The sequence below is a fragment of the Bradyrhizobium sp. USDA 10063 genome (assembly GCF_054063735.1).
Window position 1 is genome coordinate 1,454,811 of sequence record NZ_JBSSGP010000002.1, and the last position, 13,727, is coordinate 1,468,537.

A 13,727-nucleotide genomic window follows, 5' to 3' on the forward strand; every position below is an offset into this window, starting at 1 on the left:
CGTTCGCCGCATCACGGCGCGCCAGCGGCTCGCCACTTTCATTCCCTCGCCACGACGGTGTCGTAGAGCCCATAATGGGTCAGTCCCTCGTGGCTCTCGATACCCATGTACCGCAGTGACGCATCCTCATAGCGCCGGAACGCGAACACCGCCTGATTCATCTGCTCTGTATTGAAAACCTTGAGGCGCACGAGCAGGTGAAAGTCTTTCACTGTCAGGCCAGTGACGGCCAGGAACAAATCCGGCTCGAGCTTGGTGATCACGTCCTGCAGCGTATTCTCGCGGAAGTCGGTCAGGTACATGAACGCGGGAATGCGTGCAGCGAACTTAATCAGCTTCTCCTGGACGAGCTTGCGCTTGGATTTGTACTCCTTTTCCTCGGCCGTGAGTTCCTTCTTCTCCTTCTCCGACAGCTCGCGTTCCTTGGCCTTGTTCTTCAGTTCTCTGACCTTCTCGCTCTTGTTGATGATGGTCTCGATGATGTTGTCGCCAAGTGAGCGCCAGCCCTCGATGCGGTCCACGGCGGCCATCGCCTCAGGGTTTTCGAGGATGCGGCGCAACGTGTCATTGTCCACGTTCACCAGCACCGCGCTCTCCCACTTGCGCGCGAGCAACGTGGCCGAGGTGCCTGCCATGGCGATGTCGAGAATGCCTCCGGCGTCTATCTGCGTCATGTTCGCGCCGTCATAGGCCAGCACGGGCAGAAACGACACGAGGTCTTTGACGGCCTTCTCCGGGTTCGCCTCGTTGGGAGAGAGCCCGATCCCGTACTCGGAGAGTTGACGCAGCGCGCGCGTGGGCGCGAAGTCGAACACGAAGCAGACGGGTTTGAGGATGTCTTCCTCGTTAGGATTGTCGCCATTCGGGTTCTTGATGGACCACGGCGACTGCACGCGGAACGCAGCCTGAAAGTAGGTCTCAGGGCTCTTTAGATTTCGCAGCATCAGGATTGATGACCACTGCGGTACGGTCACTCCGGTGGTGAGCTTGCCGCATGATAGAGTGATTGTTTTGGTCTCGAACCCGCTCCCGATGGCCTTGCGCACAGGCGGCAGCGCGTCGAGCCCGATTCCTGCTGACACACCGGCTGCGGCGACGACCTCGAACTGATGCCAAAAGGTGTTGTGCTTCTCAGCCAGCAGGTTCGCCATCGCGTGACAGGCCGCGACGGTAGGCAGAAACCAAAATGAGTGCTGCAGGTACGGCAGCAGCCGCACGTCCGAATACGGGAACGGCGGCTGCGTGCCCGTCTTGAGGCTCTCGACTGCCTTGAGCGCGTACCCACCGCGGATGATGTCCAGCCACTTCTGCACCTCACTCTTGTGCTTGAACTGCGCCTTGGCACCCGTGCCCGATGCCTCGAAGAACGTGTTGAGATCAAACTCGTCGAACTCCCCGGCGCTCGCGATCGCCACCAGCTCATCCGGCATCTGGTACGTCAGCAGCCGCATCTGCGGCAGTGCGCCATACGGATTCCACTTGCCTGGGTTCCTTGTGGCAAATTCTTCCTTGGCACGCTGCTCGTCAGTGTAAGTCCAGTTAAAGATTTGTTCTTCGATGAACTCGCCCGTTGCAAGTGCCTTAAATGGCGTGCCGGAGAGGTAGAGGTAGGCCTTGGTCGTGATGGGCAGGAACTCGGTTTCATTTTCCGAGAGCACGCCAAGGTCTTCGTTAACTTCCTCCAGACTAGGGGCGTATTCGAGCTTGGCCTCCTTCTTGGCGACCGCGTCGTCCTCCCCCTCAAAAAGCTCCTTCGCAGTCTCTCGCCAAGCGCCGAAGTGATACTCATCAAAAACCACAAGGTCCCAATTGACCGTGTGGAGCCATTCGTTCTTGGGCTTGATGTTTCCCGCCGCGTCGCGGCCAAGAAGGTCCTGAAAGGAGCCGAAATAGACCACCGGCTTCTCGCCGTTGGTCTTCGACGGGTCGCCGTCGGAGTTACGCGACAGATACTGCCAGCCGTCGAAGTCCACGTGACTCTCAAGGTCCGTCTGCCACGCATCCTCCACCGCGGGTTTGAATGTCACTACAAGCACGCGCTTGGCGCCGAGCTTCCTGGCAAGCTGGTAGGTGGTGAAGGTCTTGCCGAAGCGCATCTTTGCATTCCAGAGGAAGTGCGGCACGGCGTGCACGTCTTCCGCCCAGCGCGAGAGAAAATAGGCGTGCGTCACCTCCACCGCTTCAACCTGTTCACGGCGCATCGGGAACGTCTGGTGATGCGTTCCGGTGAACCGCTGGCCGGTGCGCAGTTCGGTGAGCACGGTCTTCACGTCCTTGACCGTGCAGCACATCCATTCCAGTTCGGTGTTCTCAAAGCCCTTCTTGCCGAGCGCCGCGCGCACCTCATGGTCGCTGAAAATGGTGCCATCGTCGCACTCGGCGGATTCGTCCAGTTCGATGGTGTAGTTCTTGATCGCGGCGGTTTTGACCTGCTCGGCGACGCGCTGCTTCACCTCGCGCGTGGTTTGCCCGATCTTGAGTAAACCCTTGTGCGCTACATCGGCGATCGAGTAGGCGTAGATGCGCGGCCTGGCTTCCGGCTTCGGGGCAAGAATTTCCTCGATGGGCTTACTCATCTTCGACTTCGTCCGCGGCGACCTCGTCGAATAGTTCGCCGTCGTGCTCGGCGACTTGCGACTCGATGAAAGCGATCTCGGCTTCGGTCAGCCCGTAACGCTTGTAGAGCTTCGCGTCTGTCCACTCTTGGTCTAGCGGCAGGTCAGGGATGAAGGCGTAGACATGCTTCGGTGCGTCTTGGGTGGACTTGCGGAGTGAAACAAGGAAACGAGCGAAGCGCGTACGCAGGTAGCTCGCGTAGTTCTTTGCCTCGACTTCGGTGTCAAAGAGGCCAGCAACGAGATAGCTCTCAGTACAAGCCGTGCCGGGCTCAGCGATGATCGGCTTGCTGAGGAACTTGGTCTCGATTGCCGCACTTGTGCCCTGGACACGAGTCATCAGGACCTTCCACTTGTCGATCCAGGCGGCATTCGTTGGAATCTCCGAGCGATTGACCCAGCTAACCTTCTGGGATCCGAAGAGCTTTATGGGATCCTTGAGACGCTTAGAGTCCGGCTTGCCGTGGAAGAACGTACGGAGGCCAAAAGGTTTCTGGCTGGACACGCGACCCTCAAGCGTAGGCTCACCTTTGGCCTTGACTTTCTCCAGAATTGGCACCGCCTCGTTGCGCCGCACGAGGATGTCGTACGTATCGAGGTGGCGCGCGACGGCGGGGCCGGTCGGCTGCCCGTCCCAGATGGTCTGCACCGCGCACGGCCCGTTGTGCTCGCGATCCCACAGGAAGTACGAGATGCCGCCGCGAATCTTCACGCCCGGAAAGCCCTCGTAGAGCTTCGGGTAGTCCACAACGCTCCGCATCCGCTTGTCGGAGAGCATCCGCTCGCGGTACTTGTCGAGCCCTTTGCCCCCGGCCATCCAGCGCGATGGCGTCACGAACACCGCGTAGCGCGGATCTAGGTCAAGCGCCTTCTCCACGAACAACTGATAGATCGGCGCCGCGCTCGTGCCGTAGCCGCCGTCATCCAACTGGTAGGGCGGGTTGCCGATGATCACGTCGAACTGCATATCGCCTCCAAACAACTCGGCTACCCGAGTCTTGATGTCATCGGTATGAATGAACGCATAGGCGTGGGTTTCAAGCCCTTCGCCTCGTTCAAAGGTCTTCTGGCTTGCCCCGCAATACCTGCACTTGCCATCCTTCCACGCGTGCTCGGTGCGCTCGAACCAGATGTTGCCCGCGTCGCTGATGAAGCCCTGAGCGATCGAGTGCTTGCCCTGGGCGTGCTTCGAGCAATACACGCTGCGCCGCGCCAGCAGACTGGTGAGATACGTGATACCGATACCGAACACCTGCTTCGTCAAGATGTGACTGACGCGCTCCTCGAGGTCCGGAATCTCGGCCGCCAATCCTTTCGTGAGGCGGCTGGCGATCTCGCGCAGGAACACGCCCGATTTCGTGCACGGGTCGAGGAACTTCACCGTCTTGTCGGCCCAGAGATTGGCGCCGTTGCGGTCGGCCGCCCAGGCCTCGGCCAGCGTATCGAGCATCCGGCTGGCAAACTCGGGCGGAGTAAACACCTCGTCGTTCGAGAGGTTTGCGATACACGTCAGCACATCCGGGTTGCGCCCGCGCAACGCAAAGCCAGCCCGCGCGCTCATGCGGCCTCCTTCGGTGTGCCTCCGAGCGCGGCGGCGGCCAGTTCGCTCACAGTCATCGGCGGGTAAGTCTTGGTCGGCGTGAAGATTTCGTGCTTGCCCAAATGAGCGAAGAGTGAACCCTCCGCGCTGAAAGCAGATGAGCCAGTGAGAACGTCGAAGCGGAAGTCGCGCCGCTGGAATTTGCCTTTGCCGAGGTAGCCCCACTCGACAAAGGTGATGGGCTGGCCGTCATGCGTGCGCATCGTTAGCGCGTCGCCATGCACCAGGTTCTGCAGCAGCACGTAGGACGCGGCGCGGTACAGGTCGTCGGTCTCGTCGATGCTCAGATATTCGGCGAGAATCTCGAGCACATTCGCGCGGCACTCAGCGACGTTGTCCGCCAGCAGTTCGATGCCGTAGATGCACATGAGAGCGAGGAGAGCGTAATGCCGCTTTTCAAACTCGGACTTTCCGAACTTGATTTCGACGGCACCGAGCTTCCGCTGCAGGACCCGGACCAGGAAATTCCCGCTGCCGCATGCTGGCTCCAGGAAGCGCGAGTCAACACGCTCAGTCTCGCCCTTGACCAGGTCGAGCATCGCTTCGACCATCCAAGGAGGGGTGAACACCTCCCCGTGGTCGGCGACGCGTTTCTTTGATTTGATCAGGCTCACGGGTGCAGTGTACTCGGACTATTTCGCCACGTTCGGCGGGCCGCCCTTGCATTCATATCCATTTTCGAATCCCCAGCCCCTCGCTGCGTTTCAGTGACCATATCCGCGAGGCGGGCGGATGCATACCCCAGGGTGCGCGTCAAAATTGGCTCTATCACCAGCAAATCGGCGTGCATTTGGTCCCCGAATCACCAAATCGTCGGGAAGAACCCAAGCCCCGTCTATGCATCCGCCTTGAAACGATGGCAACGCGCATTTCCCAAAGCAATCGTTCAATTTCACCACCAAGGCGAAGCCGGTGGGCGTTGCGAAAACGATGGCAGGACAAATCGGTAAAGCCATGGGCGTGGTCGAGGAAACCTGCGGTTCCTTTCGCCGCGCGCGTCGCGCGAGGCGGAGCGGATCGGGCGCGCCATGCTCTACGAGCGCAGCGAGGCCGGTCGGCCGTGAACCGTGATTGTAGTGCGGCATCCACACCGAGCTTTCGCCGCGTTCTTGACCCTCGCACCAGTCTGCGCTTTCGTCATGGCTCGCAGGCTTGGGGGGCAGACGGTGCTGAAGCGTTTGATTGCAGCGATGATCATGGTCGGGTGCAGCGCGCCTGTCGCTGCGGCTGGCCAACCGACCCTGCTGACCTGCACCGGCACGTTCGGCCAACTGGCGACAGAGTGGATACAGGGCAAAGTACCGCCGACCTCGGCCGCCATCGATCTCGACCGGCGCACTGTGCAGGTTCTCGGCGGCACCTACGACATCACCGACGTCAAGGAGACCGAACTAATTCTGTCCGGCTCGACCTCCGAGCTGGTGTTTTTCGGCACGGTTGACCGTACCGCAGCCACCATCTTCATCTCGGGCATGCGGCCCGAGGAGCGCGCCAAGCTCCAAAAAGGCCAGTCGGCTCAGGCGTCGATGAATTACAATCTGACGTGCGCGCCTGCCAAGCAACGCATGTTTTAATCGGTCAAACTGAACAGCTCGGCCTCAGACCGTCTGCTACTTGAAGAGATCGAGCTGCCTTGTGTCGGGGGGCCTCCTTGGGGGGCGCTGGGGCGGCGGCTTGAGCGTTTTGGTCGTCTCTCGAATGAGCCGCACGAACACTGCTGTATCGAGAAAATAATTCGGATAGGCCTTCCGCACCGCGTCCAGGGAATCGACCGAGACAAGGACAGCCTCCGCGCCGGGGACGTCCTTCAGCTTGCGCTCAACTTCGAGATATTTTTGATTCGCCAGCGTCGATTCGCCGAACTTGAAGGTGGTGACCTGGACCGACATCAGCGCGGGATTCATCTCCAGTAGAAAATAGTGATTGTCGCCTCTGTTGTGTTGCGGGCTGGACAATAACTTCATCGCGTGCCCGTAAGCCTGCAGCCGCTTCGCCAAATCGAGCCGACGCACATAATCGCGCATTTCGCGGACGAGATCACGATACGCGCTCGGCGTTCCCGGCACCGGAGGCGTGCCTTCCCGCGATGCAAAGGCGCTGCTGGCCAACGCGAAGAATCGCAGCCAATCTTTCTCACCTTGGCTGGACTTGAGCGCCTGTTGCTGGAGTGTGCCGACAGTCTCGACTGCCGTTGCCCACGCGTGCTGCAGTTGCGATCGAATCTGTATCTCGATCTTCAGCGTGTTGTAGTCGGCCTTGCGATCCGAGAAGTATTTGTAGACGAGATGAACGCCCCGATATCCGGAGGGCTTCGGCGAGGCGACATAATCATCGTTCACCGCCAGCGTGTGCTTGAGGTCGCTGGAGGCATAGGCTTCGCAGAGCTGCCTCACAGCCTTGCTCGATCTCATGATAGCGCGACACCCGCCGATGTCCTGCATCTGCGAAAGCGTCATCGTCGGGAAGCGATCCAGCTTGTGCTCAATCGAGGACAGACGTTTGATGCGTTGTGCTGTGATTATCCCGCTATCGATTTGTCTTCCTCTCTTCCTCAGGCCCACGTGGAAGGTGTTCAGCGGGAAATTGTGAGCCGAGCGCCAGTTGTTCACAACGTCCAGAGCTTCAAGATACTTCGGATAGCCGATCTCCGACCCCAAATCATAGGTCGCCACGAGCGCACCGGCATCATTGACGCGACGTTTCGAATGTTCGGGTCGTGCCCACGGCATGACGTAACGGCCCCCGTCCGTTGCGTCCGTGAGATTATCGTTGCTCGCTCGTTCTGGTAGAACCTAAAAGGACATATCCCCAGCTTCCGGACCGAGGCTCAGGCCGTCGATGCTGGCCTACATCACAAAAGCGAAAGCTGGATATCGACGCGGTGGCCGTGCCGCGCCAGAAAGTCCTCCAGCGTCGGCGGGACCTCGCCGCGTTCGGCGCAGCGCTGGCTCAGCTCGATGGCGATCTCCTCCGAGACATCGCGCGACCAGCCTTCCGCGGTGTTGAAGCTGACGATCCGCACCGGGTTGCTGTACTGGCCCTCCATCAGATGGCGCAGCAAGGTAGCGCGGTCGGTGTCGCCCTCGTCGGTCTCGCGCCACACCCGCCCCAACTGGTGGCCTAACTCATCCAGGACCAGATAGACATCAATGTCGTCAGAGGGCGGCACAATCGAGGGCGCGAAACGCATACGCAATACTCCAGGCGACAATCAGAACTGATCCTGCACCCTTCGATAGGCCGGATGCTGCGGGTTCTTGACCTTGATCCAGTGACTGCACGGGCCGGCACCATACCAGCGCCCGCCATGCTTCGACACCAGCCCCTCCAGCCCCATGTTGCAGGCGGCGCGGAACAGGTCCGGCCCGATCTCGCCGGTCTCGAACGGCGCCACGAAGATGCCGCTGGCGCGCCGCGCCAGGAGCCGTTCCAGGTTCAGCTTGCGCATCGACAGCGGCAGCTTGCGCACGTCCTCACCATTATCGGCCAGGATGTCGAAGGCATAGAGCTGCACCTCATCGTTGTATTTGCCGGAGTGCAGGCCGTCGAAATCGCTGATGCCGTCGACCCCGAGCAGCACCGCCTCGCCGTCCAGCACAAATTTCCTGGTGCGGATCTGGCGCGCGGTCTCGGCGATCAAGGGAAAGCGCTTGGTGCAGTCCTGCCCGCCTTTGGATCGCAGCCGCACCGTGGCGCCGTCGCGGATCACCATCAACCGGTAGCCATCGTGCTTGACTTCGTGGAACCATTCAGCGGCCGATGGCACCGTGGTGCCCTTCTTCGGCAGGGCAAATTCAAGGTTCTTGGTCATGGCGCTGATCTATGCATCAGCCGCGGCGAATCAAATTTTTTGATCCGGTTTGTGCCCGGTCGGATAAAACGCAAAGCGCCCCGCATCCTTTTTTGGAGTGCGGGGCTCGTTGCGTTGCGCGGCGTGGCGGGGCGGCGCGCGGAGGAGATCAACCGATTCAGTGCCTCGATGTCAACTCGGCGCGCACCCCCCTTTGCTTGACCGACGTAGTACGTATGGTGTATTACGGCAAGGCATGGCAATTGCCAATCAGGAGAATACCAGTGTCGCGAAACCACCCTCACCCCGGCGAGATCCTGGCCGAGGAATACATGAAGCCCTTGGAGTTGTCCGCCAACGCGCTGGCGCGGGCACTGGACGTCCCGCCGAACCGGATCAGCTCGATCGTCAACGGCAGCAGGAATATCACGGCCGACACCGCGCTGCGTCTGGCGCGCTATTTCCGCACCACGCCCGAGCACTGGCTCGAAATGCAAAACGCCTACGAGCTGTCGCTGGCGCGCGAGGAGAATGGCAAGGAAATTCAGAGCAAGATCCAGCCGGGACCGAAGATCGAGGCGCGCTCATAAATGAAAGGATTTCTGACCATGAAACACATTCTCGCTTTTACCCTTGCCCTCGCCGTGCTGGCGCCCGCGACCGCCGACGCCTGCTCGGATCACCGCCGCAAGCCGGTGCACTGCACGTCCTACACCAACATCAACGGGACGACGAAATCGACATGTCGATGAACTAACCCTCTCGATTTTTTTGACGAACCAGTTGTTTTGATCCGCTATACGTATTACATACTATTCATAGCAATGAGAGACCCAATTAGATGATTTACGGATATGCGAGAGTCTCGACGACCGGCCAGACGCTGGCCACACAAGAGCAGGCGTTGAAAGCGTTCGGTGTTAGCCAGATCTTCAGCGAGAAAGTTTCCGGTGTGAGGCAACGCCAGGAACTGGAACGGCTGCTGGCCAGATTGCGGCCGGGCGATATTGTCGTGGTCACCAAACTGGATCGCCTGGCGCGCAGCACGCTGGACCTGCTGCGGATCATCGACAAGATCGGCAAGGCCGGCGTCGGCTTCAAGTCGTTGGGCGACAATTGGGCCGACACCACCACGCCCCAAGGCCGGCTGATGATGACGGTCCTGGCCGGTATCGCCGAATTCGAACGTGAGCTGATCCTGCAGCGGACCAGCGACGGCCGAGCTCGGGCCAAGGCGGAAGGCAAGCACCTCGGTCGTGCTCCGAAGCTGACGCCGCACCAGCAGCGCGAGGCGTTGGCACGGCTGGCGGCGGGCGAGCCGACACGCGCAGTGGCGCGGACCTATAACGTCGATCATTCGACGATTTCGCGACTGGCCGCCCGGTCGGCCGTCGCCCCTTAAAGAGAGAGAGGAATAAGTGGCTAAAAAATACACAATCGTGAAAGTGACGAATACTTATCTGGTCTATGACCATGAGACGTTACGCCGGAAGGCGCACGAGGTGGCTGCGGATCAGGATAAGGATAGTCCCGTCCCGAAGGACGATGATCGCTACATCACACATTGCGAGGTTCTTGCTGAGGCCGAGGCCGATGCCGCAGAAGAGGGCGATAAATTCGGAGCTACCTGGGCCTGGCTCGAAGAAGCGCTCGGCGTTGCTGATCACCCTCACGATGACGGGGATGGCTATACCTTCCTCTCGGCCCAAACGCAGAACTCCGACGAGCAGCCATCCGATTTTGAGCTTGGCGTTCTTCGACTCGGCATCGAGATCGGTAGCAAACTGGTGCGCCAAAACGCGGATGGTTCGACCGACATTGTCACCGTCAGCAAAGCGACACCGCGCGACGTTTGTGTCGAAGGCGACGAGCGTCGCTATTGGGGCCCCGGCACGTTTCCCCTGACCCACTCGGAAAGCCAGACGGCCCTGATCGGTTTTGCCGACAATGTCGTGCCGCTCAGGCAATAACTGAGAATCGAATCACGAGGAAGAAAACCAGCCGATGACGACGCCGGTTTCACTGCGAAAGTTCGTCGAGCACGTCGCTGATCGTGCCGGTTAGCGTCAGAGTTGGCACGAGCGAAGTAATTGCTCTGAACTTGCGCTTACTTTGCCTTGCAACCTCCGGTCACTACGTTAAGAATGCCTAGCAGTTGGCTGGGGATTCTTTATGCGACATGTGGTGATGTTTAGCGCGGGAGCTGGCTCATGGGCAGCGGCGAAGCGCGTGGCCGAACGTTTCGGTAGCGATGATTTAGTCCTTCTGTTCACCGATACTCTTACTGAAGACCCGGACGCATATCGATTCTTGATCGAAGGCGCAGCCAACGTTTTCGGCCTCTGTCTATCGAAGAAGATGAAAGTCCCTTCATACACCGAGTTTCCGGACTTCCGCGACAGACCCAAATGGAAGCATTTCTTGGATCAATTGAGCGTGGAAGCCACTGCGCATATACCTCAGCTCATTTGGCTGAAGGACGGCCGTGACGTTTGGGAGGTATTCTTTGACGAACGATTTTTGGGCAACAGCAGACTCGATCCATGCAGTAAAATTCTGAAGCGGCGTGCAGCCGATCGGTGGCTCGTCGAGAATTGCGATCCTTGCGATACCATTTGCTACGTGGGGATCGATTTCACTGAAGCGCACCGATTCGATGATGGACACGGTGGCGGTCTCGGCCCAAGACGAGCCTTGGAGGGATGGAAGTATGAGGCCCCACTTTGTTCAGAACCCTGGGTGGCAAAGTGGGACGTCATGGAGTGGATGCGGGCTGAAGGGCTTGTGCCGCCTCGCCTATACGCGCTTGGCTTTAGTCACAATAACTGCTTTGGATTCTGCATCAAAGCGGGGCACGCACACTATCGCCTGCTGTTGCAGACGCTTCCCGAAATGTATTCCTATCACGAGCAGAAAGAACAAGAAATCAGAGGATACCTCGGGAAGGACGTATCCATTCTCGCCGACCGGCGAAATGGGAACAGAAAACGGCCAATCACGTTGCGCGCCTTCAGAGAGCGCGTCGAGAAAGAAGTCGCTCCATCGATTGACGATTCAGACTACGGTGGGTGCGGATGTTTCATCAGCCAATCGGCTTCAACGGAGTAAGTCATGTCTATCGGCGGCGCGTTTATACAAGTTGCTAGCACAGCTGCATCGGCCGGCGAAGTGTGGAGCGCCAAGGACTACGCTACTGTTATCTCGCCCGTAGGCAGCGCATTAGTTGGTATTGTTGCACTCATCGTCAGCGCGAGAATGACTACAAAGACGCTTCGGACGTCTCAACTGAACAATGAGGCTACGATCTGGCAAAAAGCAAACGAGCTGGAGGTAAAGGAAATCCAGGAAAAGCTGGACCGCTTCTATGGTCCATATGCCCAGATGTCGGGGACCAACGCTCTGTTATCCAGAGATTTGCGCAGCAAGCAAAGTGATTCAACGAGATTTCTCTTGATAGAGAAGCTGTTCGATTGTGAATGGTTGGCTTCTCTACCTGACGATCAGAAGGCGCTCGTCGATGAGCTGGTATCAAATGCAGCGACCCTTCGTAACTTCATCGCGGACAATGCGAAGATGGTTGACTTAAAATTGCAACCATACCTCTCCCGTGTTTCGGCGCACTATCGGATTTTGGAATTGGCGCATGCCGGTAAGCTCGGCACGGACTCGAAACCTTACGTTGCCAAATATGTATTTCCTGTTCAGATCGAAAAGGTCTTGGCGTTGGAAGTTGAGAGACTTGAGAGGCGTAAGCAACTATTGCGGTCTCACCCGAGCAAGCAGCCACCGATCATAGAAGAACTCGCGATACCGGATAACCTCAAATTACCAGATTGGCCTTATCCGAAGCGCGAAAACAGAGAAGGCCTGAATATGCCAATCGATGAAAAGGCCGGCGCAAACAAGCCGGCCTGAACTTTTTTCAAGTTCGGAAAGAAAGCTCGCCCAAAAATCATTTCTTCGACCGGCCAAGCGTCGGTGCCGTCCTCGCTGAAGTCGTAACGGATCACCGTGTAAAACTCCACGACGGGCGATTCAAAGATCGCCCACATCGAGATCGACAGGGGTTGGATCGGACATGGCGGAACTCCTAACTGCGCAGCTCACGCCGCCGCATGGTGTGCGACGGCTTCTCAAACATCGTCCTTCTTTTTGCGCACACCGTTACCGAGGAATGTGTCAGGCGACGCGTTGTCCTTCAGGAGCGCATTTGACCTCTCGATAAACTGAAGGCTACGCGCCAGAAGCTCATTGGTATGTGGGTCGCGGAAAATACCGCGCCGGCCGCGCCGCATGGTGTGGGATGGCTTCTCGCCGAACAGCTCCTGGTACTGGCTCGTGAACAGGGGGTAATGGATAAAGCCGTGCTCCCTGGCGATGTCCTTGATGAACAGCTCGGTCTCGGCTTCATTGAGCGCCAGGTCGGACACGCCAATCCGCAGCCTCGTATGCACCTGATGCAATCGCTTGCGGCGCTGAAAGGCGATCAACCCCAAGCCGGTCTCGTCGTAAAATGCGCGCTGCAGACTGCGCAGGCTCATGCCGAACTTCTCGGCCAGCTCGGCGTTGTGAACGGGCCGGTCTTTGATGTCCGTCAGATACTGTTCAACCTCTCGCACCAGCCTCGCCGTCGACTGTCGCAAGCGCGGTTTGCGATAGTCGACCCGCTCAAGGAGCGGCTGGATGAACAGATCCAGCAGGGCACGCCTGAAAAATTCGGTGGCGCCGTCGGACATGGTCCCGGCTTCTTTCGCGCTGAGTTCTGCCAACAGCCACTGGAATGTGCGGATTCTCTCGGCGGCGATAACCGGATCGGCGGACAGCACCGCATCAGGCCTTTGCAGCATCACAGCCTCCGCTGCGCCTGGATACGCACGCAGTTCCTCTTGCGTCATAAAGACGGTCATATAACCGTTGGCAGCGGAAAAATGAGTATGAAGCTCAGTGCCGGGCTGGAGCACCAACAACTCGCCCGGCAGCATCTCGACTTGGTTCATCACTGCCGGCCCGTGAAGCACCATGCCGATACCCAAGCGGTGATCGCTTAGGCTGCCGCGGCTCCGAATGCCGCGCGTGAAGTCGCCAGTCGAGACACCAAGCTTCTCGTCAAACTCCAGATGCAGCACGCTTCCGTCCATCCTGCCAGATTCAATCTGCATGATGTCGACGGACGTATCTTGCACCGCATTGCGCAGCACCTCGAAGTCAGAGACCCTGAGTCGGCGTATTGCAGTAATGGGCACGGCGTCTTTTCTCGTTTTCTTGGCGACGCCTGTATCGGGATAAATCAGCAAACACAATCCGCGCAAATCGCACGACGCATTCGCGCTACGCAAGGCCATCACTCCGCTGCACATCCACGCTGCGATGCTAACCGTCGCAATTCGATAGTTTGCCAAGGTCGCTCGTCGCAATTCGATAGTTTGCCACGATGGAGCCGCAGTCGATCCACTGATGCGCGCGAATTTTTGTCGATGCTTTTGTTTCGCAATTGACAACAAAAATTGATTAGGGAAAATCCCGCAACGTTGATCGCAGCACTCGTTACGTAACGACTGATCGCAGCGCTGGCGTCGGCTGATAACAAGAACAATACGGACGACGAGGGCAATGATCGTAATCACAAAAATGCACGATGTGATGAAGCCGACCAACGTGATGGTCGATGGCAGATCTTGGACCGCATGATGTAGCGAACAGTCCTGACAATGCCGACAAATCA

At 58.5% G+C, this 13,727-nt stretch carries 14 protein-coding genes; 7 read left to right on the top strand and 7 right to left on the bottom strand.

The features are described 5' to 3' along the window. Positions 1–38: 38 nt before the first annotated feature. From ACVJGD_RS08825 to ACVJGD_RS08835, 3 genes are read right to left on the bottom strand one after another with little or no spacing between them, the layout of a single operon-like run. Entirely contained in the window at positions 39–2,576 is a 2,538-nt protein-coding gene (locus tag ACVJGD_RS08825) for a restriction endonuclease (RefSeq protein WP_456633981.1), read from the bottom strand. Continuing rightward, the gene (locus ACVJGD_RS08830) at positions 2,569–4,176 is read right to left on the bottom strand and encodes an Eco57I restriction-modification methylase domain-containing protein (protein WP_456633982.1); all 1,608 of its coding nucleotides are present in this window, start codon (positions 4,174–4,176) and stop codon (positions 2,569–2,571) included. The genes ACVJGD_RS08825 and ACVJGD_RS08830 overlap by 8 nt, the downstream gene beginning before the upstream one ends. After that, the gene (locus ACVJGD_RS08835) at positions 4,173–4,829 is read right to left on the bottom strand and encodes a DNA methyltransferase (RefSeq protein WP_456633983.1); all 657 of its coding nucleotides are present in this window, start codon (positions 4,827–4,829) and stop codon (positions 4,173–4,175) included. Before ACVJGD_RS08835 ends, ACVJGD_RS08830 begins: the two co-directional genes overlap by 4 nt. A 552-nt stretch (positions 4,830–5,381) precedes the next feature. Here ACVJGD_RS08835 and ACVJGD_RS08840 point away from each other — a divergent pair. Continuing rightward, positions 5,382–5,789 carry a hypothetical protein gene (locus tag ACVJGD_RS08840; protein ID WP_456633984.1) on the top strand — a complete coding sequence of 136 codons (408 nt, stop codon included), beginning with the start codon at positions 5,382–5,384 and terminating at the stop codon, positions 5,787–5,789. 36 nt (positions 5,790–5,825) lie between these two features. Here ACVJGD_RS08840 and ACVJGD_RS08845 read toward each other — a convergent pair whose 3' ends face one another. The 3 genes from ACVJGD_RS08845 to ACVJGD_RS08855 all read right to left on the bottom strand — a co-directional run bounded on the left by ACVJGD_RS08845 (position 5,826) and on the right by ACVJGD_RS08855 (position 8,026). Further along, a complete protein-coding gene (locus ACVJGD_RS08845) occupies positions 5,826–6,944 on the bottom strand; it encodes a RelA/SpoT domain-containing protein (RefSeq protein ID WP_456633985.1) in 1,119 nt (372 codons plus the stop codon). 122 nt (positions 6,945–7,066) lie between these two features. Then, the gene (locus ACVJGD_RS08850) at positions 7,067–7,405 is read right to left on the bottom strand and encodes a hypothetical protein (RefSeq protein ID WP_456633986.1); all 339 of its coding nucleotides are present in this window, start codon (positions 7,403–7,405) and stop codon (positions 7,067–7,069) included. Positions 7,406–7,426: 21 nt separating this feature from the next. Continuing rightward, complete coding sequence (locus tag ACVJGD_RS08855; RefSeq protein WP_456633987.1) at positions 7,427–8,026, bottom strand: ATP-dependent DNA ligase; 600 nt, start codon at positions 8,024–8,026, stop codon at positions 7,427–7,429. Between the two features lie 311 nt (positions 8,027–8,337). Here ACVJGD_RS08855 and ACVJGD_RS08860 point away from each other — a divergent pair, with 311 nt between their 5' ends. The 6 genes from ACVJGD_RS08860 (at position 8,338) to ACVJGD_RS08885 (ending at position 11,920) form a co-directional block, all read left to right on the top strand. Continuing rightward, positions 8,338–8,595 carry a HigA family addiction module antitoxin gene (locus ACVJGD_RS08860; RefSeq protein WP_456640213.1) on the top strand — a complete coding sequence of 86 codons (258 nt, stop codon included), beginning with the start codon at positions 8,338–8,340 and terminating at the stop codon, positions 8,593–8,595. Positions 8,596–8,613: 18 nt separating this feature from the next. After that, entirely contained in the window at positions 8,614–8,757 is a 144-nt protein-coding gene (locus tag ACVJGD_RS08865; protein ID WP_456633988.1) for a hypothetical protein, read from the top strand. A gap of 89 nt (positions 8,758–8,846) precedes the next feature. After that, positions 8,847–9,407, top strand: coding sequence for a recombinase family protein (locus ACVJGD_RS08870; RefSeq protein ID WP_456633989.1), 561 nt, complete (start codon positions 8,847–8,849; stop codon positions 9,405–9,407). A 16-nt stretch (positions 9,408–9,423) separates the two neighbouring features. Beyond that, positions 9,424–9,975 (top strand): hypothetical protein, encoded by a 552-nt coding sequence (locus ACVJGD_RS08875; RefSeq protein WP_456633990.1) that lies wholly within the window; start codon positions 9,424–9,426, stop codon positions 9,973–9,975. Positions 9,976–10,234: 259 nt separating this feature from the next. Continuing rightward, on the top strand, positions 10,235–11,113 hold the full coding sequence (locus ACVJGD_RS08880) for a hypothetical protein (RefSeq protein ID WP_456633991.1): 879 nt from the start codon (positions 10,235–10,237) through the stop codon (positions 11,111–11,113). 3 nt (positions 11,114–11,116) lie between these two features. Then, the gene (locus tag ACVJGD_RS08885; protein ID WP_456633992.1) at positions 11,117–11,920 is read left to right on the top strand and encodes a hypothetical protein; all 804 of its coding nucleotides are present in this window, start codon (positions 11,117–11,119) and stop codon (positions 11,918–11,920) included. Between the two features lie 218 nt (positions 11,921–12,138). Here the strand turns inward: ACVJGD_RS08885 and ACVJGD_RS08890 are convergent, their stop codons facing one another. After that, complete coding sequence (locus tag ACVJGD_RS08890) at positions 12,139–13,659, bottom strand: helix-turn-helix domain-containing protein (RefSeq protein ID WP_456633993.1); 1,521 nt, start codon at positions 13,657–13,659, stop codon at positions 12,139–12,141. Positions 13,660–13,727: the final 68 nt, after the last annotated feature.

Excerpts from the sequence above, each read along its gene's own strand:
- ACVJGD_RS08825 (WP_456633981.1), bottom strand. The coding sequence starts at position 2,576 with ATGAGTAAGCCCATCGAGGAAATTCTTGCCCCGAAGCCGGAAGCCAGG.
- ACVJGD_RS08830 (WP_456633982.1), bottom strand. The coding sequence starts at position 4,176 with ATGAGCGCGCGGGCTGGCTTTGCGTTGCGCGGGCGCAACCCGGATGTG.
- ACVJGD_RS08845 (WP_456633985.1), bottom strand. The coding sequence starts at position 6,944 with ATGCCGTGGGCACGACCCGAACATTCGAAACGTCGCGTCAATGATGCC.
- ACVJGD_RS08850 (WP_456633986.1), bottom strand. The coding sequence starts at position 7,405 with ATGCGTTTCGCGCCCTCGATTGTGCCGCCCTCTGACGACATTGATGTC.
- ACVJGD_RS08855 (WP_456633987.1), bottom strand. The coding sequence starts at position 8,026 with ATGACCAAGAACCTTGAATTTGCCCTGCCGAAGAAGGGCACCACGGTG.
- ACVJGD_RS08860 (WP_456640213.1), top strand. The coding sequence starts at position 8,338 with ATGAAGCCCTTGGAGTTGTCCGCCAACGCGCTGGCGCGGGCACTGGAC.
- ACVJGD_RS08865 (WP_456633988.1), top strand. The coding sequence starts at position 8,614 with ATGAAACACATTCTCGCTTTTACCCTTGCCCTCGCCGTGCTGGCGCCC.
- ACVJGD_RS08870 (WP_456633989.1), top strand. The coding sequence starts at position 8,847 with ATGATTTACGGATATGCGAGAGTCTCGACGACCGGCCAGACGCTGGCC.
- ACVJGD_RS08885 (WP_456633992.1), top strand. The coding sequence starts at position 11,117 with ATGTCTATCGGCGGCGCGTTTATACAAGTTGCTAGCACAGCTGCATCG.